22 protein-coding genes are annotated in these 23,001 nt (G+C 71.0%); 13 read left to right on the forward strand and 9 right to left on the reverse strand.

Translation table 11 applies throughout. The features are described from left to right. Positions 1-2 precede the first annotated feature (2 nt). A complete protein-coding gene (locus tag NJ376_RS02620; RefSeq protein WP_252951681.1) occupies positions 3-749 on the forward strand; it encodes an oxygen-binding di-iron domain-containing protein in 747 nt (248 codons plus the stop codon). Between the two features lie 98 nt (positions 750-847). Here the strand turns inward: NJ376_RS02620 and NJ376_RS02625 are convergent, their stop codons facing one another. The 4 genes from NJ376_RS02625 to NJ376_RS02640 are packed head-to-tail and all read right to left on the reverse strand — an operon-like array spanning position 848 to position 5,347. Next, the gene (locus tag NJ376_RS02625) at positions 848-2,458 is read right to left on the reverse strand and encodes a thiamine pyrophosphate-binding protein (RefSeq protein ID WP_252951682.1); all 1,611 of its coding nucleotides are present in this window, start codon (positions 2,456-2,458) and stop codon (positions 848-850) included. After that, positions 2,455-3,438 carry a Bug family tripartite tricarboxylate transporter substrate binding protein gene (locus NJ376_RS02630; RefSeq protein WP_252951683.1) on the reverse strand — a complete coding sequence of 328 codons (984 nt, stop codon included), beginning with the start codon at positions 3,436-3,438 and terminating at the stop codon, positions 2,455-2,457. Before NJ376_RS02630 ends, NJ376_RS02625 begins: the two co-directional genes overlap by 4 nt. 4 nt (positions 3,439-3,442) lie before the next feature. Further along, positions 3,443-4,348 (reverse strand): TauD/TfdA dioxygenase family protein, encoded by a 906-nt coding sequence (locus NJ376_RS02635; RefSeq protein WP_252951684.1) that lies wholly within the window; start codon positions 4,346-4,348, stop codon positions 3,443-3,445. Between the two features lie 33 nt (positions 4,349-4,381). Continuing rightward, on the reverse strand, positions 4,382-5,347 hold the full coding sequence (locus tag NJ376_RS02640; protein WP_252951685.1) for a Bug family tripartite tricarboxylate transporter substrate binding protein: 966 nt from the start codon (positions 5,345-5,347) through the stop codon (positions 4,382-4,384). A gap of 240 nt (positions 5,348-5,587) precedes the next feature. Between NJ376_RS02640 and NJ376_RS02645 the strand changes: the two genes are divergently transcribed. Both NJ376_RS02645 and NJ376_RS02650 read left to right on the forward strand, forming a co-directional pair. After that, positions 5,588-6,397, forward strand: a complete 810-nt coding sequence (locus tag NJ376_RS02645; RefSeq protein WP_252951686.1) for an SDR family NAD(P)-dependent oxidoreductase — start codon at positions 5,588-5,590, stop codon at positions 6,395-6,397. A 206-nt stretch (positions 6,398-6,603) separates the two neighbouring features. Continuing rightward, positions 6,604-7,587: a LacI family DNA-binding transcriptional regulator gene (locus NJ376_RS02650; RefSeq protein ID WP_256476101.1), complete on the forward strand. Its 984-nt coding sequence runs from the start codon at positions 6,604-6,606 to the stop codon at positions 7,585-7,587. A gap of 223 nt (positions 7,588-7,810) precedes the next feature. Here NJ376_RS02650 and NJ376_RS02655 read toward each other — a convergent pair whose 3' ends face one another. Continuing rightward, positions 7,811-8,698, reverse strand: coding sequence for a LysR family transcriptional regulator (locus NJ376_RS02655; RefSeq protein WP_252951688.1), 888 nt, complete (start codon positions 8,696-8,698; stop codon positions 7,811-7,813). Positions 8,699-8,754: 56 nt separating this feature from the next. Between NJ376_RS02655 and NJ376_RS02660 the strand changes: the two genes are divergently transcribed. From NJ376_RS02660 to NJ376_RS02670, 3 genes are all read left to right on the forward strand, one after another. Then, a complete protein-coding gene (locus NJ376_RS02660; RefSeq protein WP_252951689.1) occupies positions 8,755-9,969 on the forward strand; it encodes a YbfB/YjiJ family MFS transporter in 1,215 nt (404 codons plus the stop codon). A 231-nt stretch (positions 9,970-10,200) separates the two neighbouring features. Beyond that, a complete protein-coding gene (locus tag NJ376_RS02665; protein ID WP_252951690.1) occupies positions 10,201-11,169 on the forward strand; it encodes a Bug family tripartite tricarboxylate transporter substrate binding protein in 969 nt (322 codons plus the stop codon). Continuing rightward, the gene (locus NJ376_RS02670) at positions 11,166-12,128 is read left to right on the forward strand and encodes an amidohydrolase family protein (RefSeq protein ID WP_252951691.1); all 963 of its coding nucleotides are present in this window, start codon (positions 11,166-11,168) and stop codon (positions 12,126-12,128) included. The genes NJ376_RS02665 and NJ376_RS02670 overlap by 4 nt, the downstream gene beginning before the upstream one ends. Positions 12,129-12,340: 212 nt before the next feature. Here the strand turns inward: NJ376_RS02670 and NJ376_RS02675 are convergent, their stop codons facing one another. Continuing rightward, complete coding sequence (locus NJ376_RS02675) at positions 12,341-12,547, reverse strand: hypothetical protein (RefSeq protein WP_252951692.1); 207 nt, start codon at positions 12,545-12,547, stop codon at positions 12,341-12,343. Between the two features lie 76 nt (positions 12,548-12,623). Further along, positions 12,624-13,199, reverse strand: a complete 576-nt coding sequence (locus NJ376_RS02680; protein WP_252951693.1) for a hypothetical protein — start codon at positions 13,197-13,199, stop codon at positions 12,624-12,626. A 367-nt stretch (positions 13,200-13,566) separates the two neighbouring features. Here NJ376_RS02680 and NJ376_RS02685 point away from each other — a divergent pair, with 367 nt between their 5' ends. Further along, positions 13,567-14,523, forward strand: a complete 957-nt coding sequence (locus NJ376_RS02685; protein WP_252951694.1) for an ABC transporter permease — start codon at positions 13,567-13,569, stop codon at positions 14,521-14,523. Further along, the gene (locus NJ376_RS02690; protein WP_252951695.1) at positions 14,520-15,425 is read left to right on the forward strand and encodes an ABC transporter permease; all 906 of its coding nucleotides are present in this window, start codon (positions 14,520-14,522) and stop codon (positions 15,423-15,425) included. Before NJ376_RS02685 ends, NJ376_RS02690 begins: the two co-directional genes overlap by 4 nt. Here NJ376_RS02690 and NJ376_RS02695 read toward each other — a convergent pair. Together NJ376_RS02695 and NJ376_RS02700 are read right to left on the reverse strand one after the other, a co-directional pair. Next, complete coding sequence (locus tag NJ376_RS02695; protein WP_252951696.1) at positions 15,422-16,432, reverse strand: ABC transporter ATP-binding protein; 1,011 nt, start codon at positions 16,430-16,432, stop codon at positions 15,422-15,424. The genes NJ376_RS02690 and NJ376_RS02695 overlap by 4 nt on opposite strands. Continuing rightward, positions 16,429-17,484 carry an ABC transporter ATP-binding protein gene (locus NJ376_RS02700; RefSeq protein WP_252951727.1) on the reverse strand — a complete coding sequence of 352 codons (1,056 nt, stop codon included), beginning with the start codon at positions 17,482-17,484 and terminating at the stop codon, positions 16,429-16,431. Before NJ376_RS02700 ends, NJ376_RS02695 begins: the two co-directional genes overlap by 4 nt. 146 nt (positions 17,485-17,630) lie before the next feature. Between NJ376_RS02700 and NJ376_RS02705 the strand changes: the two genes are divergently transcribed. The 5 genes from NJ376_RS02705 (at position 17,631) to NJ376_RS02725 (ending at position 22,991) form a co-directional block, all read left to right on the forward strand. Further along, positions 17,631-19,316: an ABC transporter substrate-binding protein gene (locus NJ376_RS02705; protein WP_252951697.1), complete on the forward strand. Its 1,686-nt coding sequence runs from the start codon at positions 17,631-17,633 to the stop codon at positions 19,314-19,316. An 81-nt stretch (positions 19,317-19,397) separates the two neighbouring features. Further along, entirely contained in the window at positions 19,398-19,811 is a 414-nt protein-coding gene (locus tag NJ376_RS02710) for a Rieske (2Fe-2S) protein (RefSeq protein ID WP_252951698.1), read from the forward strand. Positions 19,812-19,861: 50 nt separating this feature from the next. Further along, on the forward strand, positions 19,862-20,800 hold the full coding sequence (locus NJ376_RS02715; RefSeq protein WP_252951699.1) for a carbohydrate ABC transporter permease: 939 nt from the start codon (positions 19,862-19,864) through the stop codon (positions 20,798-20,800). Next, the gene (locus tag NJ376_RS02720; RefSeq protein WP_252951700.1) at positions 20,800-21,648 is read left to right on the forward strand and encodes a carbohydrate ABC transporter permease; all 849 of its coding nucleotides are present in this window, start codon (positions 20,800-20,802) and stop codon (positions 21,646-21,648) included. Before NJ376_RS02715 ends, NJ376_RS02720 begins: the two co-directional genes overlap by 1 nt. A gap of 41 nt (positions 21,649-21,689) precedes the next feature. Continuing rightward, entirely contained in the window at positions 21,690-22,991 is a 1,302-nt protein-coding gene (locus NJ376_RS02725; RefSeq protein ID WP_252951701.1) for an extracellular solute-binding protein, read from the forward strand. The last annotated feature ends 10 nt before the right edge of the window (positions 22,992-23,001 follow it).

The following is a 23,001-nucleotide window of genomic DNA, read 5'->3' on the forward strand; positions in this document are numbered from 1 at the left end:
TCATGGACGCCAGGATCGACGAAATCGCGGACGGCATCTTCCGGCTCTCGGTTCATGTGCCGCAGATCGCGCCGCCCGCCGGCTTCACCTTCAACCACTTCCTCCTGCTCGGGGAGGAGCCGCTGCTGTTCCATACCGGCCTGCGCCGGATGTTCCCGCTGCTCCATGCCGCCCTCGCCCGCCTCATGCCGCCCGAGCGGCTGCGCTGGATCAGCTTCGGCCATTACGAGGCCGATGAGTGCGGCGCGATGAACGAGTGGCTGGCCGTGGCGCCACACGCCGAGGTGGCGCATGGCCAGACCGGCTGCATGGTCTCGCTGAACGACATGGCGGACCGCGCGCCGCGCATCCTGCAGGACGGGCAGGTGATCGAGCTCGGGCGCGGCAAGCGGCTCCGCTACATCGACACGCCGCACACCCCGCATGGCTGGGATGCCGGCATCCTCCTCGATGAGACGACCGGGACGCTGCTCTGCGGCGACCTCTTCACCCAGGCCGGCGACGGTCCCGCGCTCACCGAAGGCGATATCCTCGGCCCCGCCATCGCGGGCGAGGACATGTTCGGATATTCCAGCCTGAACCCGGAGATGGGCGCGACGATCCGCCGGCTGGCGCGATATACGCCACGCACCCTGGCGCTGATGCACGGCCCCTCCTACCGCGGGGACGGCGCCGCGGCGCTGCACGCCCTGGCGGACGACTACGACCGCCGCCTTCTTGCCCGTATGCCAGCGGCCAGGGCACCGTAACCCGCCACCGGTCGGAGCGGCGCGCTGCCCCTGCCCGGCCGGCTGCCGGGCAAGGGCGCAGCCGGTCGGGGGCAGCACCAGAGCCGCCCCGAGCCACCTCAGCCGCGCAGCGCGGGCAGCAGGCTGTGATAGGCCTCGCGGTCCACGGTCACGTCCACCAGCGCGGGGCGGTCGGCCGCGAAGGCCTGCTGCAGCGCCCCGGCCAGCTGCTCCGGCGCCGCCACGCTGAAGCCGCGCCAGCCGAAAGCGGCGGCGGCGGCGGCGAAATCCGCAGTGTCGTAGTCCATGCCGCGGGCCGGGAATTGGCGCCGGCGCTGCTTCACCTCGATCATCGCCATGGCTGCGTCGTTGAACACCACCACCACCAGCTTGCGGCAGCCGGCCTGCACCGCCGTCGCCAGCTCCGCCAGGCACATCATCAAACCGCCATCGCCGGTGAAGGCCACCACCGGCCGTTCCGGCTCCGCCAGGCTGGCGGCGATGGCCGAAGGCAGCGCCCCGCCCATGGTGGCGAGGCCGCGGGAGATCAGCGCCCCGTGCGGCAGCTCTGAGGGCCAGAGCGCCATGACCGGCAGCATATGCGCCCCGGCATCCACCGCGATGCGCGCCCCGTCGGGCGCGGCGGCGACCACCGCATCCACCAGCGCATGCGGCGAGACGCCGCGCGCTGCCGTGCCGGTCCGCGCCGCTGCCTGCATGGCAGCGCGCTGCGCCGCGATCTCGCCGGCACTCCAGCCGCCTGGCTTCACCGTGGCCTCCAGCAGGCCGGCGCTGTCGGTCAGGCTGCCGACGACTTCCGCCACCCAGGGGTGGAATTCGCGGTCGAAGGCGTGGGTGGTCAGCATCACCGTGGGCGCCTTGTAGCGCCAGGGCGTGGGGAGGAACTCGATGGGATCGGCGCCGAACAGCAGGATGGCATCGGCGCTGCGCAGCAGGGCATCCTCCGCCGCGCCGGCGATGAAGGGGCCGACCGCCAGGGGGTCGGTATCCGGGAAGGCGCCCTTGGCCATGTAGGTGGCGAGCACCGGCGCGCCCCAGGCCCTTGCGAGGCGCCGCAGCGCGGCGGCCGCGCCGGGTTCCGCCGCCTGCAGCCCGGCGATGATGACGGGGCGCCGGCTGGCGCGCAGCACTGCCTCCGCCGCGGCCACCGCAGCCGGCGCCGGGGCAGGCGCGGCGGGCGGCGGCGGCGTGGCGGTGGCGCCGGCTGGCAGCGGCGCGCGGATGCGCTGGCCCACCAGCTCGACATAGACGGGCCCCTGCGGCGGCGTGCGGGCGATGGCGATGAGCTGCTCGATCTCGGCAGCCGGGTCGGCCTCCGCCAGCCAGCTTTCCGCCTTCACCAGCGGGCGCACCACCGCCGCCTGGTCGAAGCGCTGGTGGCTGGCATGGGCCTGGTGCGGCTCATGCCCATCGGCCAGCACCAGCAGCGGCGCCCGGTCCAGCTTCGCCGCGGCGATGCCGTTCACGGCGTTGGCGAGGCCGGGCCCGCGCGTCGTCATCAGCACGCCCGGCGCGCCGGTGAGCTGGGCGGTGGCGGCGGCCATGATGGCGCCGGCCGTCTCCGTCCGCGTCACCACGAACTCGATGCCGTGGCGGGCGGCCGCCTCGATCAGATCCAGGCTGCAATCGCCGCCCGGCACGCCGAAGAAGCGGCAGACGCCATGCGCGGCCAGCCGCGCGGCCAGCGCCTCGATGATGGTCTCGCTCATTCGGCCTGGATTCCTGCCTCGCGCGTGACCTCGGCCCAGCGGCGGATCTCGCTGTGGATATACGCCTGGAACTCGGCCGGCGTGCCGGTGGTGACCTCGGCGCCCTGGGCGGCCAGCCGCGCGGTCATCTCCGGCTCCTGCACGATCCGGTTCAGCTCGGCATTCAGCCGGGTGACGATCGGCCCCGGCGTGCCGCGCGGCGCGACGATGCCGAGCCAGCCCGTCACCTCGTAGCCGGGCAGCCCGGCCTCGGCGACGGTCGGGATCTCCGGCGCCGCCGCCAGCCGGCGCGGGCCGCTGACCGCCAGCGCCCGCACCCTGCCGTCCTGGACCTGCGGCAGGGTCAGCAGCGGATCACTGAAAGCAGCAGTGAGGTTGCCGGCGACGAGGTCGTTCAGCGCCGGCGCCGCACCGCGATAGGGCACGTGCTCCATCTGCAGCCCGGCCATGCGGGCGAAGACCACCATGGCGAGGTGCGGCGAGCCGCCATTGCCCGGCGAACCATAGGTGTTCGCCCCGGCCGGCCGGGTGCGCGCCCAGGCGATGAACTCCGCCATGGTGCGGGCAGGGTTGGAAGGATGGACGACCAGGATGTTGGCGAAGCGGACGAGCCGCGCCACCGCCTCGAAATCCCGCGCCGGGTCGTAGCCGGGGTCGCGGTAGATGGCGGCGTTCACCGCCATGGCGCCGATGGTGCCCATCATCAGCGTGTAGCCATCCGGCGCCGCGCGGGCGGCGGCGACGGCGGCGATGTTGCCATTGGCGCCGGGCCGCGGGTCCACCACCACCGGCTGGCCCAGCACCTCGGCCAGCTTGGCGCCGACCTGCCGGGCCAGGATGTCGGAGGCGCCGCCGGCCGCCGTGGCGACGATCAGGCGGATCGGCCGGTCCGGATAGGACTGGCCCTGGCCCTGGCCCTGGCCCTGGGCGCCCGCCGCCGCCGGGACCAGCAGCAGCAGGGCCAGCAGCAGGCGGCGCATCGGCTCAGGCCGCCTGTTCGAGGGTCGGGGCGGAATCCTTTAGCGTCACCCGCCGCATGTCGCGCGGATAGACCTTGTCCTCGTAGCGCCGGCCGCGATGCATGGTGCAGCGGTTGTCCCACACCACCAGGTCGCCCACCGTCCAGCGATGGCTGTAGACGAAGCGCGGCTGGGTCGCGAACTCGGTCAGCTCGCGGATCAGCGCCATCGCCTCCGGCCGCGGCCAGCCCTGGATGGCACCGATATGGGCGGAGAGATACAGGCTGAGCCGGCCGGAGCCGGGATGGCGCCGCACCAGGCGCTGCGGCACCGGCTTGCAGCGCTCCACCTCCTCCGGGGAGAAGGCCTCGAAGCCGAGCTGGGCGCGGGAGTAGATCAGCGAGTGCTCGGTGACGAGGTCGCGCACCTGTGCCTTCATCTTCTCCGGCAGCGCATCCCAGGCGGCGCGCATATCGGCGAATTCCGTCTCGCCGCCCTCCGGCGGGATGACGCGGGCATTCAGCATGGACCAGTGCGCCGGCGTCGGCTTGAAGCTGCTGTCCGAGTGCCAGAGCAGGTTGCCGAGGTTGAACATCCGCCGGCGGTCATCGGCAGGCAGGATCCTGCCGTCCACGCCGAGGTTGGAGATGTCGTTCACCTGGTTGTCGGCGAGGCGGCGGCGCGACTGGTCCACCAGGCTCGGCGTCTCCTCCACCTCGCCGAACTGGCGACCGAAGGCGAGCTGCTCGTCATCCACGAAGGGCTGGCCAGGGAAGACCAGCACGGCGTAGCGGTCCATGGCGGCGGAGACGGCCGCCTGCTGCGCCGGCGTCAGGGGCTTCCGCAGATCCAGCCCCTCCGCCCGCGCGGCGAAGACCGGGGTCAGGGGCGTGAGGCGCAGCCCGCCCTGGGTGAAGACATTTTCCGACATCGCTTCCTCCTTCCCTGTCCCGGATCGCCGGCCCTATTCCAGCCGGATATCGAGATCCTTGACCACGCCTCCCCAGCGCTCCCGGTCCACGGCCAGGAAGCTTTGCATCTCGGCGGGGGTCTGCGTCACCGGCAGCGCCGCCTGGGCGCGGAAGACCTCCTGCACCTGGTCGGCCTTCAGCGCGTCTCCCACCACCGCGGCGATGCGGGCCGCCACCGGGGCGGGCAGGCCGGCGGGGCCGAGCAGGCCGAACCAATTCGCCGCATCCACCGGCAGGCCGAGCTCGACCATGGTCGGCGTGTTGGGGAGCTGCGGGATGCGGGTGCGGGAGCCGACGCCGAGGATCTTCGACTTGCCGTCCTTCGCCGCGGCCTCGGCCGGCCCGGCATTGAGGAACATGCAATCCACCTGCCCGGCGATCAGCGCCGTGGCCGCCGGCGCCGCGCCGGTGAAGGGCACGTGCAGCATCTCCAGCTTCGCCTGCTTGATCAGCGCCTCCATGGCCAGGTGCGAGGTGCTGCCGATGCCCCAGGAGGCGAAGGTGATCTTGCCGGGCTGGCGGCGGACCATGGCGAGGAAGGCCTCCAGCGTCTCCGCCCCCAGCCCCGGCCGGGTGATGAGGACGAAGGGCCCGCTGGCGAAGGTCGTCACCGGGGTGAATTCGGTGGCCGGATTGTAGGTCAGCTTCGGATAGATCAGCGGGTTGATGACATGCGTCTCGGCATTGCCAAGGATGAGCGTATGGCCGTCTGCCGGGGAGCGGGCGACGACCTGGGTGCCGACCGCGCCATTGGCGCCGGCCCGGTTCTCGATGACCACGGGCTGGCCGAGCAGGCGCCCCATGCCGGGGCCGAGGGCCCGCATCAGGATGTCGGCGAGGCCACCTGGATTCCACGGCACGACGACGCGCACCGGCTGTTCCGGAAAGGCGGCCAGGGCCGGCGCGGCGAGCGGCAGGGTGGCCGCGGCGCCGAGCAGGAGGCGGCGGGAGATGGTCATGGGCCTCGGTCCTCCGTGGTCGTTTGCGGCTTCGGCGGGCGAGGCAGGCCGGCGCCCCCAGGGGCGGCCCCTGGCGGCGGAACGGCCAGGGCTCGGCATGCATGGGCCGGCATGGTGGGTTCCTGGACGCGGCGCGGCCAAGGGCCGCCATTCGTGATATCGGTAATCCTCGCCGCCGGAGCTGTAAAGACCATGAAGCTTCGATTGCGCTCAGAACCGAAGCCGTCCTAGTCTGCGCATATGTTATCGCTAACAGACAATCCAGGGCCGCGGGCGGAACCGGGGCTGCGCGGGCGCATCGCCCTCGTCACCGGCTCCACCGGGGGCATCGGCCTCGCCGTGGCCCGCGCCCTGGCCAGGGCGGGCTGCGACATCCGGCTGCACGGCCTGGCCTCGGCGGCGGAGGCGGCGCCGGCGCTGGCGGAGCTGGAGGCGCTCGGCATTCGCGCCTCATACCACCGTGCGGAGCTGGCGGACCCGACCGCCATCGCCGCCCTCATCGCCGAGGCGGGGCCGCCCGACATCCTGGTGAACAACGCCGCCGCCCGGCATTTCGGCCCGGTGGAGGAGACCACGCCCGAGGCCTGGGACGAGGACATCGCCGTCAACCTCTCGGCGGCCTTCCACCTGGTCCGGCTCAGCCTGCCGGTGATGCGGCGGCGCGGCTGGGGGCGGGTGCTCAACATGTCCTCGATCTACGGGCTGATCGGCGCCGCCAACCGCGTCGGCTACGTCACCACCAAGACGGCGCTGATCGGGCTGACCCGTGCCGTGGCGCTGGAGACGGCGACCAGCGGCATCACCTGCAACGCGCTCTGCCCCGGCTCCACCCTGACCCCGAACATCGAGGCGCGGCTCCGCGCCGCCATGGCGGCCGGCGGGCTGGACCGGGGGGCGGCGGAGGCGCAGTTCCTGGCGGGCAAGCAGCCCACCGGCCGCTTCGTGCAGGCGGAGGCCATCGGTGCCATGGCCGCCTTCCTGTGCAGCGAGGCCGGGCGCGACATCACCGGCGCGGTGCTGCCGCTGGATGGCGGCTGGTCCGCGGCGTGAGGCGGGGGGGAAGATCGGGGGCGCTGCCCCCGAACCCCCGCCGGGCATCGGACCGGTCCCCGGACCCCGGTCTGAGCCTTGCACCCGACAGGTTGACCCAGCCGACTCACACCGGGGTCCGGGGGGTGGCACAGCCGGCGGTGGGGATGCAGCGGGCAGTGCCTTCCACCGGGAATTCGGGGGGGGAGCCCCAACTTCCCGCCCTGATGCGCGACGTCGCCCGCGTCGCTCAGGTTTCCACCATGACCGTCTCCCGCGCCCTGAAGACGCCAGAGCGCGTCTCGCCCGAGGTGCGCGCCCGGGTCGAGGAAGCGGTCCGCGCCGTGGGCTACGTGCCCAACCGCCTCGCCGGCAGCCTGTCCTCCTCCCGCTCCAGCGTCATCGGCCTCGTGGTGCCGAGCATCGAGAATTCCCTCTTCGCCAGTACCATCCAGGGCATTTCGGACGTGCTGCGGCGGCATGGGCATGAGCTGATGATCGCCTCCTCCGGCTATGGCGCGGCGGCGGAGGAGGCAGCGATCCGTGCCTTTCTCGGCCAGCGCGTTGCCGGCCTCATCCTGCACGACACGACACACACGCCAGAGGCGGTGGCGATGATCCGCCGCGCCGGCATCCCGGTGGTGGAGAACGGCACCCTCACCCGCCAGCCGCTGGACATGGTGGTGAGCTATTCCAACCACGATGCGGCGAAGGCGATGACGCAGCACCTGCTGCGGCTGGGCTATCGCCGCATCGGCTTCGTCACCTTGCCGCTAGCGGCAAATGAGCGCAGCCGGGACCGCCGCCGCGGCTATGAGGCGGCGCTGGAGGAGGCTGGGCTGCCCTATGACCCGCGTCTGGTGCTGGAAGTGCCGCCAGGCCTCGCCGCCGGGGTGGAGGCGCTGTACCGGCTGCTGGAGGGCGGCGGTGAGCCGGATGCCATCTTCTTCGCCGGCGACGTGCTGGCCATCGGCGCCGCGTTGGAATGCACGCGGCGCGGCTGGAAGGTGCCGGAGAAGGTGGCGATCGCGGCCTTCGATAACATCGACCTGCTGGGCCACCTCGTGCCGCCGGTGACCACGCTGCGCCTGCCGCGGCAGGAGATCGGCCGCCGCAGCGCCGAGGTGCTGCTGGACCGCATCCAGGGCCGCGCGACTGGCCCGCTGGCCATCGACCTGCGCTTCGAGATCATCCACCGGGCAAGCACCTGACCGGCGGGCGGAGCCGCGGCGCAAGCGACGGGGTCATGCGGCGGGGCGGCGGGCCCGGGCGGGCGGCCACGCCCCAGCAGGCAAGGGAGCGATGCAGAAAAGACGCGGCGACCGCGGCATCCGCCTCCCGCATGGCGATCCGGCCGCCGCATGCGCCGGCGACGGACGCCATCGCAGGCTTCGGCGGCCCGGCGCACCAGCCAGCCCTGCGCCCACGCCGCCCTCAGGCGGCGCGGCCATCGCGGCCGGGCGCCTGCGGCAGCATGTCCATGAGGGCGCGCAAGGGCGGGCTGGCCTCGCCCGGCCAGACCAAGTGCGTCCGGTTGACGCGCAGCCGGGCCGGCAGCGGATGGCGGCGCACCGTCGCGCCCAGCGCAGCCTGGTCCAGCACCGAAGCCGGCACGACGGCGATGCCGGTACCGGCCGCGACGCAGGCGACGATGGCGTGGTAGGAGCCGAGCTCCAGGATCCGCCGCGGCGACGCCCCTCCCGCCGCCAGCCAATCGACCAGGCGCCGGCGATAGGAGCAGCCATGCGGGAAGGCGACCACCGTCCGGTCCCCCAGCTCGGCCGCGCGGCGGAAGGCGGGGCTGCCCTTGGCGGAGATCAGGACCAGTTCCTCAACAAAGGCGGGCACCGAGGACAGGCTGCCCTTCTCGAAGGGCTCCGAGACGAAGGCCGCCTCGACCTCGAACCGCTCGAGCTGGCGCAGCAGCGTGCCGGTCGTGCCGGTCTGCAGCTCGATCGCCACCTCCGGGTAGCGGGCGTGGAACGCCGAGAGGATCGGCGGCAGCCTGGCGCCCGCGGCGCTTTCCAGGGCGCCAAGCCGCAAGGCGCCGCGCACGGCGCCGCTGCGCAGCTCCTGCTCCGCCAGATCAGCCATCTGCAGCAGCCGCTCCGCATGGCCGAGCAGGACGCGCCCGGCCTCGGTGAGCACCAGGCCGCGGCCCTGCCGGCGGAACAGGCCGACTCCCAGCCGCTCCTCGAATTGCTTGAGCCGTGTGGTGACGTTGGAGGGCACGCGGTGCAGCCGCTGGGCGGCGCGCGTCACCCCGCCTTCCCGGACGACGCAGCGGAAGATGTGGAGGTCGTCCAGATCCATCATTCTCATTCAGAGAATTATATGTTCCAATAATTCAGTATTCAACAAGACCGCGCGGGTGTCCCATGTCGCCCGCCATGGATACCCACCATCCTTCCGCCTATCGCCTGACGACCGCGCGCCTCATCGGCAGCGGCATCCTTGCCCTTGCCGTCGCCATGGGCGTCGGCCGCTTCGCCTTCACCCCGCTGCTGCCGCTGATGCTGCGCGACGGCACCCTGGACGCCGCGACCGGCGCCGAATGGGCAGCCACGAACTACACCGGCTACCTCCTCGGCGCCCTGACCGCGCCGTGGTTCGGCGGCGACCCGCGGCGCGGCCTGCGCCTGGCCCTGGCCGGGGTGGCCCTGACGACGCTGGCCGTCGCTGGGCTCGACGGCCCCATGGCGGCGCCGCTCGGCGCGGCACTGCGCGCGGCGGCGGGCGTCTGCAGCGCCTGGGCGCTGGTCTGCGCCAGCGCCTGGTGCCTGGCGGAGCTCGCCCGGCACCAGGCCGCCCGGCTCGGCGCCTGGGTCTATACCGGGGTCGGCCTGGGCATTGCACTGGCCGGCGGGCTGGCCTGGCTGGGCGGGCAGCAGCCTGCCCGGTGGCTGTGGCTGGAGCTGGGGCTGGCCGCCGCTTTCGGCGCGGTGCTGGTGGGGCTGGCCGCGCCGCGGGGCGCGGCGGCCCCGGTGCCGCGCCCCCTTTCCGCCCCTGCGGCCGGCCCGCGCCGCCATTCGCCGATGTTCGTGCTGAGCTACGGCATCTTCGGCTTCGGCTACATCGTGCCGGCCACCTTCCTGCCCGCCATGGCCCGGCAGCAGGTGCCGGACCCGCTCGTTTTCGGCCTCACCTGGCCGCTCTTCGGGCTGGCGGCGGCCGTTTCGGTCGGCGCCGCGGCACGCTGGCTTCCGGCCTGGCCGCGCCGGCGCGTCTGGGCGCTGGCGCATGGCGCCATGGCGCTCGGCACGGCGATCACGCTGGTGTCGCAGAGCCTCTGGGCCCTGGCCGCCGCCGCCGTGCTGGTCGGCGGGACCTTCATGGTCGCGACCATGGCCGGCCTGCAATTGGCGCGCGAGCAGTTTCCGGCCAACCCGACGCCGCTGCTGGCGCGGATGACCGTCGCCTTCGCGGCGGGGCAGATCGCGGGCCCGGTGCTGGTGCGCGCCATCGGCAGCGCCGGCTGGGCCGGCCTAGACGCCCTGGCCTGGGCGAATGCCCTGGCCACGCTGCTGCTGATGCTGACGGCGGCCTGGCTGTGGCGAGGGGGCGAGGTCCCTGGTCATGCCAAGGGCCGTTGATCGGTCGCGACCGGCTGCCCCTCGGCCGCCGGGCGGGTCACTCCGCGGCCCCGCACCGGTCGAAGGCCACCGGTAGGCGAGGACCGGCCGGCATCGCCGGGAAGGTGCGGCGCCTGGCCCGGATTGTCCCTAGGATGACCTTCGGCGCATACTCGGCGGCACAAGGAAGAACGGCACCGGCCAGCCGCGCCCCCGTGGCGCGGGCGGGCGACCCGGCGGAGGAAACGGACCATGATGCAGCGTCGCCACCTGCTGGGCGCGGCTGGCCTTCTTGCGGCGCCGGCCGTGGCATGGGCGCAGGTCTGGCCCACGCGGCCGGTGACGCTGCTCGTCCCCTGGGCGGCGGGCGGCGGGGCCGACACGGTGACCCGCATCTTCGCCCAGGGGCTGGAGCGGGAGCTGGGCCAGCCGGTGAACATCGTGAACCGCACCGGCGGAAACGGCATCACCGGCCATGCCGCCATCGCCCATGCGGCGGCGGATGGCTACACCATCGGCACCGGCACATCGGAATTCGTCAATTTCCGGACCCTCGGCCTCGCCGATTTCGGACCCGAGACTCTGGACCTGCTGTCGCGTCTGGCCACCATCCCGGCCGGCGTCACGGTGCAGGCGCAGGGGCCGTGGCGCGATTTCGCGGGCTTCGCCGCGGCGTTGCGGGAGGCCCGGCGCGGGCAGATCACCGGCTCCGGCGTCGGCACCGGCGGCTCCTGGCACCTGGCCGCCGCCGGCATGTGCCGTGCGCTCGGCCTGGAGGCCGACCGCATCCGCTGGATCCCGAGCAATGGCGGCGCCCCCGCGTTGCAGGACCTGGTCGCGGGCGGCATCGGCGTCTTCACCGGCTCGCCGATCGAGGCGCAATCCCTGGCCGCGGCCGGGCGGGTGCGGGTGCTGGCCATCATGGGGGAGGCGCGGCTCTCGACCATGCCGGAGGTGCCGACGATGCGCGAGGCGGGCCTCGCCTGGAGCTACGCCAACTGGTTCTCCCTCGTCGCACCGCGCGGCATCCCGGCGCCGGTGCGCACGGCGCTGCTGGCCGCCGCCGCCCGCGCCCATGCCCGGGCCGAGGTGCAGGAGCAGATGCGGGCCCGCGGCATCGTCCCGGTCTGGGACGGGCCGGAGGCCTTCGCCGGCTTCGTCGCGGGCTTCGGCGAGACCTCGACGGCGCTGTTGCGCGAGCTGGGCCTGGCGCGGGCGTGAGCGGCGCGGCGGTGGCGGCCGACCTGCCGGTCATCGACGCCCATCACCATTTCTGGGATCTCGGCCGCAACCCGCATCCCTGGCTGCGCGACCTGCCGATGATCCCCTTCCGCTATGGCGACTACTCGGCGCTGCGCGGCCGCAACTTCCTGCCGGAGGATTACGACGCGGCGGCGGCAGGTGTGCCGGTGGTGGCGACCGTGACCATGGAAGGCGAATGGGACCCCGCCGACCCGCTCGGCGAGGCGCGCTGGATGACGGAACTCGCCGCCCGCACCGGCAGGCCGGCGGCGCATGTGGCGCAGGCCTGGCTGGACCGCGAGGATCTGGGTGAGGTGCTGCGGGGGCTGGCGCGACTGCCGCTGGTGAAGGGGGTGCGGCACAAGCCCCGCGCCGCCGCCAGCCCGGCGGAGGCGGAGCGCGGCGCCCCCGGCTCCATGGGCGACCGACGCTGGCGGGCGGGTTATGCCCGGCTGGCGGAGCATGGGCTGCATTTCGAGCTGCAGACACCATGGTGGCATCTGGAGGAGGCGCTGGACCTCGTCGCCGCTTACCCCGAGACGAAGCTGGTGCTGAACCATACCGGCCTGCCGTCCGACCGCAGCCCGGTGGGCCTCGCCGGCTGGCGCGCCGCCATGCAGCGCCTGGCGGCGGCGCCACAGGTCAGCGTGAAGATCTCCGGCCTCGGCCTGCGCGGGCAGCCCTGGCGGGCGGAGGACAATGCCGGGATCATCCGCGAGACGATCGAGATCTTCGGCTGGCAGCGCTGCCTGTTCGCGTCGAATTTCCCGGTGGACGGGCTCTGCGGCGACTTCCGCACAATCTATGCCGGCTTCGCCACGGCGGTCGCCCACCTGCCCTGGGCGCAGCTTGCGGCGCTGTTCCACGACAATGCGGTGCGGCTCTATCGCCTGGACCGCGCCTGCCTCGTGCCGGCTCAGGCTGCCGGGCCAGGATAGCGGCGCGCCTGATCGGCGTGGTCGTGACGGGCAGCGCAGGCCGCCCGGCGGCCTGCCGTCCTGGCAGCTGGCAGACGTGCGGCCACGCCCCGTCCGGAACGGTGCCGGCCTAGAGCGTTTTCGGTTTACAGGCGTTCACCGACAACGCTCTACGCCTTTGTTTGCAGAGCAGATTCACGCCTTCGGGCGATGCCGCCCTACGGCGATCTGCTCTAGGCCCCGCGGTCCTTGCCCTTGTTCTCGCCGGGTTTTGCCCGCTGCTGCTCGCCCTGATGGCTTCTGCCGCTTGTCTCCGGCATATGCGCGCCGCCGGAGCGGCCCGCCTCGTCGCTCATCCGCCGCCCCCCGGCGGGCTGCCCGGGGCTGGTCTGGCCACGACCCATCTTGCCCTGCTGGCTCTGGCCCTTGTCCTTGCTCATGCGACGCTCCGCTTCCCTCTGGCTGCCGAACGGCGCGGGAGAGCGCGCGTATGCGTCCGGCGGCACCGGCGCCCGGTCACATTCCCCGGCGTGGCGGGAACGTCGCCTGCGCACTCGGCGAGGGTCGGGCCGCGGCAGGCCCGGCGCCGGGCGAGGCGCCGTGCTGCGGCTGAAACGGTGAGGCGTCCGGCTCCTGACCGGTGAAACCGAGGCGGCACAGGGCGGCGATCGACCGCTCGGCCGAAAGGTGATGGATGAAGATGCCGCCCTTGCGCTCCCAGCCCTCGCGCGTGGCCAAGCGATCATCCACCAGTACATGGCCGGCGCCTGACCATTTCGGCTTCTCCCGCGTCATGCAGGTGACCACCGGCACATGCGCGCCCAGCATGCGGGCGACCCAGCGCCGCTTCTGCCCGGGTGCCCAGGCGCCGTGCGGCAGGCCGGTGAGGATGGTGGGATGGTGGGGCTGGCAGAAGCGCCAGAGCGCCTCGGCATCTTCCATGAAGGCCAGGGTCTCGAAGAAGCGCGGAGCGCGGGCGAGAGCAGCCCACATGACCTTCAGCGGCAGTTCCTCCGGCCGCTTGCCGGTCACCTCCCGCACGCCGCGGTCGAAATCGCTCAGCACGCCGTCGAGATCGAGGAACAGCCTCATCGCCCCGCCTTCCGCCTTGGGCCCGCCGATACGGGCCGAAGTCTCCATGCGCTGCGCGTAACGCGGCACACGCCGGATTGCCGCAGCCCAGGAGCACGACCGATGGCGCCCGGCTACAGACCGGCTTTCGCCACACATCGGCCGGCAAGGCCCGGCCCTTCGCGCGGCCCGACGCGGCCGGGACATTCCGGCTACACCTCGCTCTTCGCCGCAAAATCGCCGGTAAAACTTTGCATTGACCGGCCGAGCGCACGACGACTAGCGTCCGCCCCAAGGACGATCGCGGGACATAGCATCACCGCGACCTGGGAGGACGACGCCGAATGGCGCAGGACGAGCTCGGCCCAGCCCTGTCCGGAACAGGCTGATGGCCTCCTACATCCTCCGGCGGCTGCTGTTCGGCGCGCTGACCGTCCTCGGCGTGTCCATCGTCGTGTTCGTCATCATGCGCATCCTGCCCGGCGATCCGCTGATCGCCATCTTCGGCGCCGATGGCTATACGCGGCTGAGTGAGGAGCAGCGCGCCCATTTCATGTCCGAGCTCGGGCTCAGCGACCCGCTGCCGGTGCAATACCTGCGCTGGGTCATGGACATCCTGCGCGGCGATCTCGGCCATTCCTTCTTCCGTTCCGAGAGCGTGGCCGAGATGATCCTGCGGCGCGGCCCGCTGACCGCGCAGATCGCCTTTCTTTCGGTTGTGCTGTCCTGGGTGGTCGGCATCCCGGTCGCCATCATCAGCGCGCTGCGGCCCAACAGCCTGGGCGACAACATCGCCCGCTTCCTCAGCATCCTGTTCCTTGCCGTGCCGGGCTTCTGGCTGGGCATGCTGGTGGTGCTCGGCCTGCTCTTCGCCTTCGGCTATCGCGCGCCGCTGACCGGCGCCTCGCTGCTGAGCGATCCCTGGACCACCCTGCAGATGATCATCGGCCCGGCCGTGGTGCTCGGGCTCGGCCAGGCCGCCTATATCAGCCGCATGGCACGCTCCAGCCTGCTGGAGGTGATCCGCGAGGACTATGTGCGCACCGCCAGGGCCAAGGGGCTGAACGGCCGCGCCGTCATCAGCCTGCATGCGCTGCCGAACGCGCTGCTGCCGGTCATCACCCTGTCCGGCGTGCTGCTCGGCTTCGTGCTTGCCGGCTCCATCCCGGTGGAGCGCGCCTTCGGCACGCCGGGGCTGGGCTCCGCCATGTTCGCCGCGGTCAGCGAGCGCGACATCTTCGTCATGCAGAACCTGGTCTTTCTCTACGCCATCGTCTTCGTCGCGCTGAACATCGTGATCGACATCCTGATCGCCTGGCTCGACCCGAGGATCCGCTTCCGATGAGCGCCACCCAGCCGGCCGCCACCATCGCCGCACCGCCCGAGCCGGGGCTGCTGCGCCGCATCGGCAGCACCCTGACGCGGTTCGCCCGCCGCTCGCCGCTCTCCGCCTTCTGGGGCGTCGTCGCCGCCGCCATCGTGCTGGTTGCGGTGTTCGCCCCGCTGATCGCGCCGCAGGACCCGCTAATGGCGAATTTTCGCCAGATGGGAAAGCCGCCCGGCGAGGCCGGGCTGTTCGGCACCGACCAGGTGGGCCGCGACGTGTTCAGCCGGGTGATCCACGGCAGCCAGACTTCGCTGGCCGTGGCGGCGGCCGCCGTGCTGCTCGGCACCACCTCCGGCGCCTTGTGGGGCCTGGCCTGCGGCTTCTTCGGCGGGCGCTTCGACAATTACAGCCAGCGCGCCATGGAGTTCATGCAGTCCTTCCCGGACCTGATCCTGGCGATGGCCATCGCGATGGCGCTCGGTGCCGGCACTGGCACGGTGATCGTCGCCATTGCCATCACCCGCATCCCGTTCGGCGGGCGCGTCATCCGCTCGGTGGTGCTGTCGGTGAAGGAGATGCCCTTCGTCGAGGCGGCGCGCGGCCTGGGCGCCTCGAACCGCCGGCTAATGTTCCGGCACATCCTGCCGCAATGCGTGGCGCCCTATCTGATCCTGGCGACCGCGCATCTCGGCGTTGCCATCATCATCGAGGCCTCGCTCGGCTTCCTCGGCGTCGGCATCCCGCCGCCGACGCCGACCTGGGGCAACATGTTGGCCGACAGCCTGAATGCCGGGCTGGTGCCACCATGGTGGCTGGTGCTGTTCCCCGGGCTGGCGATCACCCTGACGGTGCTCGCCTTCAACCTGCTAGGCGATGGCATCCGCGACCTGCTGGATCCGAGGCTGCGCGGCTCCGTCTAATGCGGCCGCGCCAGCGGTAGGGCCGGCCCGGCATCGTGGAGATGGCAGGCGACCAGATGGCCGTCGCGCACCGCCCGCAGCGCCGGCTCCTCAAGGCGGCAGCGCGCATGCGCATAGGGGCAGCGGGTGTGGAAATGGCAGCCGCTCGGCCGGTTCACCGGGCTGGGCACGTCGCCAGAGAGGACCACCCGCTTGCGGCCGCGTGCCGAAACCCTGGCGATCGGCACGGCCGATAGCAGCGCCTCGGTGTAGGGATGAAGCGGCGTCTCGAACAGGCTGGTGCGGTCGGTCAGCTCGACGATGCGGCCGAGATACATCACCGCCACGCGGTGGCTGATATGCTCGATCACCGCCAGGTCATGCGCGACGAACAGGTAGGAAAGGCCGAGCTCCTCCTGCAGATCGGTCAGCAGGTTGATGATCTGCGCCTGGATCGAGACGTCGAGCGCCGAGACCGGCTCGTCGCAGACGATCAGCGCCGGGCTCAGCGCCAGGGCCCGGGCGATGCCGATGCGCTGGCGCTGGCCGCCGGAGAATTCATGCGGATAGGCATGGCGCTGTTCCGGACGTAGACCGACGCGCTCGAAGAGCTGGACCACCCGCTCCTGCCGTTCCACACGGCTGCCCATGCGGTGGATCACCAGCGGTTCCTCGACGATCTCGCCGGCGGTCATGCGCGGGTTGAGCGAGGCGTACGGGTCCTGCTGGATCATCTGCATACTGCGGCGATAGGGCAGCATGGCAGGCTCATTGAGCCGGGTGATGTCGTGCCCGCGGAAGCGGATCTCGCCCTCGCTCGGCTGCACCAGCCGCAGCAATGCGCGTCCTGCGGTGGATTTGCCGCAGCCGCTCTCGCCCACCAGGCCCAGCGTCTCGCCCGGGGCGACCGCGAAGGAGATGCCATCCACCGCATGCACCTGGCCGCTGCCGGTGCCGAACAAGCCGCGCCGGACGGGAAAGTGCTTCCGCAGGTCGCGCACCTCGACCAGCGGCGCCGTCGCACTCATGCCACGACTCCCTCAAGCACCCGCTCCGCGTGCCAGCAGGCGGCCCAGTGATCGGGGCGATGCTCGAGGAGCGGTGGCGCCGCCTCGCGGCACGCGGCTGTGGCGAGGCCGCAGCGCGGCGCAAAGCTGCAGCCGGGCGGCAGCCGTGCGAGGGAGGGCACCATGCCCTTGATCTCGGTCAGCCGTGGCCGGCGGCCCGGGCTGCGCGCCGCGCCCTCGATATCCGGGATGGAGCCGAGCAGGCCGCGCGTATAGGGATGCGCCGGCCGGTCGAACAGGTCGGCGACATTGGCTTCCTCGACCTTGCGGCCGGCATACATCACCACCACGCGGTCGGCGGTTTCCGCGACCACGCCCATGTCATGGGTGATGAGCACGACGGCGGTGCCCAGCGTCTCCCGCTGCTCGCGGATGAGGTCGAGGATCTGCGCCTGGATGGTCACGTCGCGCGCCGTGGTCGGCTCGTCGGCGATCAGCACCTTCGGGTGGCAGGACAGCGCCGTGGCGATCAGCACCCGCTGTCGCATGCCGCCGGAGAGCTGGTGCGGATAGCAGGCGGCGCGGCTGGCTGCGTCGGGGATGGCGACGCGCTGCAGCATCGCCACGGCGCGGTCCATCGCCTCCCGCCGCGAGAGGCCCTGGTGCAGCGCGATCGCCTCGCCGACCTGACGGCCGATGGTGTAGAGCGGGTTGAGCGAGGTCATCGGCTCCTGGAAGACCATGGAGATCTCGTTGCCGCGAATGCGCTCCATCTCCACCTCGCTCATCGCCAGCAGGTCGCTTCCCTCGAAGCGGATCTGCCCGCCGGCAATGCGCCCGGGCGGGCTGGGAATGAGCCGCAGCACGGAGAGGGCGGTGACGCTCTTGCCGCAACCGGATTCGCCGACGACGCAGAGCGTCTCACCACGCCGGACATTGCAGGAGACGCCATCCACCGCCCGGATGATTCCGGCAGGCGTACGGAATTCGGTCTGCAGCCGGTCGATCTCGAGCACGATCTCGGAGGACGCCGGCACGATCCCGCCATCGCTCGCGACATCGCGCGGCACGATTCGATTCACAGCGTGACTCCTCCCGGGGCCGGCGTATAGCCTGTTGCCGCGACGGTATCATTGTCGCTTGCCCGATCTCAACGGCGATCGGCAGGCCGTCGTCGGCAGATGCACATAACGCGCACGCCGGCTGCAGGGAGGACAGAATGAAGCGCCATGGTTCGCCGGGCACGGCGTTCGGCCGTCGCCAATTCCTGGAAGCCGCTGCCGCCCTCGGCACGCTTGGCCTGTTGCCGGGCCAGGCCGGATCGGCCGAGTTGCCGCTGGAATTCGATGGGTCGCGGTTCCAGCTCGCCGCGCCGGAGCCGAACCCGAAGCGCGGCGGCGTGCTGCGCTACGCCATCACCAGCCGCCCACCGCATTTCGACGTACATCAATCCGGCACGATCAACAGCCTCGGTGCCCAGGGCTGCATGTTCGACAACCTGATCCGCCGCGACCCGCGCGACAGCGGCAAGACCATCATCCCCGACCTCGCCCATAGCTGGCAGATCGCGCCGGACGGCAAGACCTACACCTTCCACCTGCGCGAGGGCGTACAGTTCCACGACGGCGCGGAGCTGACGGCGGAGGATGTGAAGGCGACCTATGATCGCATCGTCAGGCCGCCCGCCGGCGTCAGCATCCCGCGCAGCACGCTGTTCGCCGCAGTCAGCGAGATCAATGCGAGGGATAAACGGACCATCGAGTTCAAGCTGGCCGAGGCGCGCCCGCCCAACTTCATCATGAGCGCCTTCGCCAGCGGCTGGAACGTCATCTTCCGCAAGAAGACGCTGGAGGATAACGGCTACAATTTGCGCCGCGTCGTCAACATCCCCGGCACCGGCCCGTTCCGCTCCGTCCGGCGGGTGGAAAACGAGGTGTGGGTGATGGAGCGCAACGCCAATTACTGGAACAAGGGCCTGCCCTACCTGGACGGCCTCGAATTCTACCACGCGCTGCCCTTCTCGCCGGAGCTCGGCTCGGCCCTGCTCTCCGGCCGCGTCGATTACGCCCGCATCATGGACCCCGTCTCCAACCGCCGGGCGCGGGCGACGCCCGGCATGTCCGGGGCGGATTTCTACCAGAGCGTGATCCAGGCCACCTGGGTCAATGCCAAGAAAAAGCCCCTGGACGATCCCCGGGTGCGTCGCGCACTGCACCTGGTGCTAGACAAGAACGTGCTGGTGGAGGTGGTGAAGGATGTCGCGCCGATGATGGTTGGCGGCTTCATCTATCCCTTCTCGGATTTCGCCACGCCGCGCGCCGAGCTGGTGAAGCGCATCGGCTACCAGACCGACACCACGGCGGCGGTGCGCGAGGCCAAGGCGCTGATGGCCGCAGCGGGCCAGGGCCGCGGCATCCGTGGGCTGGACCTCATCGTGCGCGACGTCGCCAGCTTCAAGCTTTGGGCGCAGGCCATCCAGGCCATGCTGCAGCAGGCGCTGAGCGTCGAATGCCGGCTGCGCTCCGTGGTCGAGTCCGTGTGGTTCGACGACGTACGGTCCGGCAATTATGATCTGGCGATCGGCGCCGTCGTCTCCACCCTGCTCGATCCTTCGGACTACTTCAATGCCTGGTACAAGGAAGGCGGCTCCCAGAACTATTCCAACTGGTCCGACCCGAAGCTGGAGCCGCTGCTGCCGCAGATCGACAGCGAGGTGGACAGCGAGAAGCGGCTGGGCCTGATCCGCCAGGCGGAAGCGATCATGGAACAGAACCCGCCGCTGCTGCCGGTGGCGTGGGAGAAGATCATGGATGGCTGGTACAATTACGTGAAGGGGCACGTGCCCTACGAATATTTCGGCATCTACGACGTGGTGAGGATGGACACGATGTGGCTGGACAAGTGAACCCGGCCGGAGATTTGGATTGCCGCGCGGCGATGCCGCTCGCTAGGCTTCCGGCATCATGAACCCTGGAGAATGCCGGGCATGAGCAAGCACATCGTCGCCCGGGTGGCCGAGTTGCCGCCCGGCGAACGGAAGCTGGTAACGGTGAAGGGCCGGCCCATCGCGGTCTTCAACCTGGGCGGCGAGTTCTTCGGCCTGATGAATCGCTGCCCGCACCAGGGCGCGCCGCTCTGCGCCGGCGACCTCACCGGGTTGATGACCGCCGATACCCCCGGCGACTACCAGGTGTCCCGCCAGGGCGAGATCATCCGCTGCCCCTGGCATGGCTGGGAATTCGACGTGCGCACCGGGCAGTCCTGGTGCGAGCCGTCGCGGATCAAAACGAAGCAGGTTCCGGTGGAGGTCGCCGCCGGCGAGGCGCTGGTGAAGGGCCCCTACGTGGCGGAAACGGTCGCCATAGCGGTGGAGGAGGACTACCTCATCGTCGAGGTCTGACGCCTGCCTGAACGATAACCGGCGCCAGCCGGAACGCGGAGGAAGGTCGCATGGGCGAGAGCAGCAGGGCTGCCCCGCATGGCTTGGCAATCCCAGCCCCGGCGCGCATCGCCGGCCGTGCGGCGCGCCGCTCGCATGACCGCTGGTTCACGCCCCTGGCGGTGCTGCCGACCTTCGTGGTGATGCTGCTGGTGTTCGGCCTGCCGCTGCTCTTCTCGCTCTATCTCAGCTTCACCGGCTGGTCGCTCAGCCAGGACCTGCTGGGCGGCGAATTCGTCGGCTGGGCAAACTACCAGGATCTGTTGGAGGACCCGGTCTTCCTCGGCAGCCTCGGCATCACCTTCGGCTTCACGGCGGCAGCAGTCGCGGCACAGCTCGGGCTGGGTCTTGGCATCGCGCTACTGCTGAACATGGACCTGCCGCATATGCGTGCCTTCCGCACCGCGCTGATCGTGCCGATGATGATCACGCCGATCGTTGGCGCGCTGTGCTGGAAGCTGCTCCTAGATCCCAGCCATGGCGTGTTCAATCACTGGATCGGCGAGCGCATCGTCTGGCTCGGCATGCCGGGCACCGCGCTGGCGGCGGTGTGGCTGGTGAATGTCTGGCACAGCACGCCCTACGTCGCGCTGATTCTGCTGGCCGGGCTGCGCTCCCTGCCCAGCGAGCCCGGCGAGGCGGCGGCGATCGACGGCGCCAGCCGGCTGCAGATGTTCCGCCACGTGACCCTGCCGCTGCTGCGGCCCTACCTGCTGGTGGCGCTGCTGCTGCGGACCATCTTCGAGTTCCGCGCCTTCGACAACATCTACGCCATGACCGGCGGCGGCCCGGCCAACAGCACCATGGTGCTGTCGATGTTCACCTATCTCGTCTCCTTCGTGCGCTTCGATTTCAGCCTCGGCGCCGCGGCCTCCTGGATGATGCTGGTGATGTCGATGCTGATGTGCCTGGTCTTCATCACGGTGATCCGCCGCCGGGATGCCAACTGATGGCCATCGTCACCGGCTCCCGCCGCACCCGCAAACTGGAGGCGGCACTGGTCTACCTGGCGCTGGCGCTGCTGGCGGCGGCGTTCCTGTTCCCGCTGCTCTGGGTTCTGGGGCTCTCGCTGAAGACCCGCCCGCAGATCTTCAGCAATCCGCCGCTCTACCTGTGGTGGCCGACGCTCGAGCATTATCTGGACGTGCTGTCGCGAGCGGATTTCCTCAGGGCCTTTCTCAATACGCTGATCGTCTCCGCCTCTGCCGTGCTGCTCTCGCTCGGCGTCGGCGTGCCGGCGGCCTATGCCTTTGCGCGGTTTCCCTTCCGTGGCAGCGCCTTCCTGTTCTTCGGCCTGCTGGTCATGCGCATGCTGCCGCCGATCGCAGTGCTGGTACCGATGTACGTGCTGTTCACCAGGCTCGGCCTGGCGACGACGCGGCTCAGCGTGGTGCTGGCCTACACCACCTTTAGCCTGCCGCTGGTGGTCTGGATCATGCGCGGCTTCTTCGAGGATCTGCCGAAGGAGCTGGAAGAAAGCGCCTGGATCGATGGCGCCACCCGCACCGCCGCCTTCTGGCGCGTGGTGCTGCCGCTGGCGCGGCCGGGCATGGTCGCTTCCAGCATCCTCTGCCTGCAATTGGCGTGGAACGACTTCCTCTTCGCCGCGGTGCTCACCAACAATGCGACGCAGACCTTGCCGGTGCTGATGGCCGGCTTCTCCGGCGGCGATTCCGGCGTGGATTGGGGTGCCATGACAGCGTCCGGCATGCTGGTGATCCTGCCGGTGATCGTCTTCTCCTTCATGGCGCAGCGCCACCTCGTCGCCGGCCTCTCTTCGGGTTCGGTGAAGGGATGAGCGGCGCCGATGCGGCAAGCGCAACCAACGGGAGAACGACCATGGACGGGATGAGTCGCCGCCGCGCCTTGCAGGCCTCGCTGGGCGCCACGGCCCTGCTCGCTGCCCCCGCCCGGGCGCAGCCGCGGCCGGAGAAGCTGGTCTATATCGGCGAGAACCAGGGCGGCTGGAAGCGCACCCTGATGGAAGAGGTCGCCCCAGCCTTCGAGCACGAGACCGGCATCCGGGTGGAGTTCACCATGCTGCCGGTGGACGCCTGGCGGGCCCGGCTGAAGGCCGAGCTCGGCGCCGGCTCCACCGGCATCGACATTGCGCAATGGTCAGTCGGCATGGCCGGCTGGATGGCACCGCATCTGCTGGACCATGAGCAGGTGGTGGCGAAGATCGCGCAGCGCGACCGCGACTTCGCCTGGGACGATTTCCTCGCCGGCAGCAAGCGCGCGGCGACCTATGACGGCAAGCTGGTCGGCATCCCTTACCGCATCACCACCGGCATCCTGCACTACCAGAAGGCGCTGCTGGCCCAGGCCGGCTTCGCCCAGGCGCCGCAAACCTTCGCGGAGTTCGAACGCGTTGCGCTGGCGGTGAATGCGCCACCCGAGCGCTACGCCTTCGGCATCATGGGCAAGCAGGGATCGGGCAGTTATACCAGCCTCGCCTCCTGGCTCTATTCCGCCGGCGCACAGCTTGTCGATTTCAAGACCGGCGAGGTCTTCATCAACCAGCCGAAGGCGGTGGAGGCGCTGCAATTCTACGCCGACCTGATGGTGAAGCATAAGGTCGTGCCGCCCGAGGTCACCACTTGGGAATACGACGAGATCATCGCCGGCGGTCAGCGCGACCGCTATGTGATGACCCAGACCTTCGCGCCCTACGGCACCTTGATCAACGACCCAGCCAATTCGCGCACCGCCGGCCGCTGGGCCTGGGACACCGTCCCGGGCCACACCGCGAAGGACCAAAGCCGCACCTGGATCGACGGGCATTTCCTGGCGGTGCCGCGCTACACCCGGAATGCCGACTGGGCAATCGAGTTCATCCGCATGGCCACCAGCCAGCAGTGGCATCTGCGCTCCATGGAGCGTGGCAATGCGCCGCCGCGCGGCTCGGTGCTGCGCGACAGCGACATGGTGGCGAAGCTGGGCTGGCCGCCGGTGGCCGCGGCGGCAATCGAGACCGGATTCCCGACACCTGCCCACCCGGCCTGGGATACACTGGAACTGGCGCTGCGCAGCGGCATCTCCGAGACGCTGCAGGGCCAGAAGTCGGCGAAGCAGGCGCTGGATGCGGTGGCGGCGGATTGGCAGCGCAGCCTGCGTCGTGCCGGCATCCGGCGCGGGTGAGGAGCGAGGC

This window comes from Siccirubricoccus soli (assembly GCF_024178315.1).
GTDB classification, from domain to species: Bacteria; Pseudomonadota; Alphaproteobacteria; order Acetobacterales; family Acetobacteraceae; genus Siccirubricoccus; species Siccirubricoccus soli.

Excerpts from the sequence above, each read along its gene's own strand:
- NJ376_RS02640 (WP_252951685.1), bottom strand. The coding sequence starts at position 5,347 with ATGACCATCTCCCGCCGCCTCCTGCTCGGCGCCGCGGCCACCCTGCCG.
- NJ376_RS02690 (WP_252951695.1), top strand. The coding sequence starts at position 14,520 with ATGAGCGCCACCCAGCCGGCCGCCACCATCGCCGCACCGCCCGAGCCG.
- NJ376_RS02660 (WP_252951689.1), top strand. The coding sequence starts at position 8,755 with ATGTCGCCCGCCATGGATACCCACCATCCTTCCGCCTATCGCCTGACG.
- NJ376_RS02675 (WP_252951692.1), bottom strand. The coding sequence starts at position 12,547 with ATGAGCAAGGACAAGGGCCAGAGCCAGCAGGGCAAGATGGGTCGTGGC.
- NJ376_RS02635 (WP_252951684.1), bottom strand. The coding sequence starts at position 4,348 with ATGTCGGAAAATGTCTTCACCCAGGGCGGGCTGCGCCTCACGCCCCTG.
- NJ376_RS02725 (WP_252951701.1), top strand. The coding sequence starts at position 21,690 with ATGGACGGGATGAGTCGCCGCCGCGCCTTGCAGGCCTCGCTGGGCGCC.
- NJ376_RS02650 (WP_256476101.1), top strand. The coding sequence starts at position 6,604 with ATGCGCGACGTCGCCCGCGTCGCTCAGGTTTCCACCATGACCGTCTCC.
- NJ376_RS02665 (WP_252951690.1), top strand. The coding sequence starts at position 10,201 with ATGATGCAGCGTCGCCACCTGCTGGGCGCGGCTGGCCTTCTTGCGGCG.
- NJ376_RS02680 (WP_252951693.1), bottom strand. The coding sequence starts at position 13,199 with ATGAGGCTGTTCCTCGATCTCGACGGCGTGCTGAGCGATTTCGACCGC.
- NJ376_RS02685 (WP_252951694.1), top strand. The coding sequence starts at position 13,567 with ATGGCCTCCTACATCCTCCGGCGGCTGCTGTTCGGCGCGCTGACCGTC.
- NJ376_RS02715 (WP_252951699.1), top strand. The coding sequence starts at position 19,862 with ATGGGCGAGAGCAGCAGGGCTGCCCCGCATGGCTTGGCAATCCCAGCC.
- NJ376_RS02710 (WP_252951698.1), top strand. The coding sequence starts at position 19,398 with ATGAGCAAGCACATCGTCGCCCGGGTGGCCGAGTTGCCGCCCGGCGAA.
- NJ376_RS02625 (WP_252951682.1), bottom strand. The coding sequence starts at position 2,458 with ATGAGCGAGACCATCATCGAGGCGCTGGCCGCGCGGCTGGCCGCGCAT.
- NJ376_RS02630 (WP_252951683.1), bottom strand. The coding sequence starts at position 3,438 with ATGCGCCGCCTGCTGCTGGCCCTGCTGCTGCTGGTCCCGGCGGCGGCG.
- NJ376_RS02655 (WP_252951688.1), bottom strand. The coding sequence starts at position 8,698 with ATGAGAATGATGGATCTGGACGACCTCCACATCTTCCGCTGCGTCGTC.
- NJ376_RS02705 (WP_252951697.1), top strand. The coding sequence starts at position 17,631 with ATGAAGCGCCATGGTTCGCCGGGCACGGCGTTCGGCCGTCGCCAATTC.
- NJ376_RS02620 (WP_252951681.1), top strand. The coding sequence starts at position 3 with ATGGACGCCAGGATCGACGAAATCGCGGACGGCATCTTCCGGCTCTCG.
- NJ376_RS02645 (WP_252951686.1), top strand. The coding sequence starts at position 5,588 with ATGTTATCGCTAACAGACAATCCAGGGCCGCGGGCGGAACCGGGGCTG.
- NJ376_RS02720 (WP_252951700.1), top strand. The coding sequence starts at position 20,800 with ATGGCCATCGTCACCGGCTCCCGCCGCACCCGCAAACTGGAGGCGGCA.
- NJ376_RS02695 (WP_252951696.1), bottom strand. The coding sequence starts at position 16,432 with ATGAGTGCGACGGCGCCGCTGGTCGAGGTGCGCGACCTGCGGAAGCAC.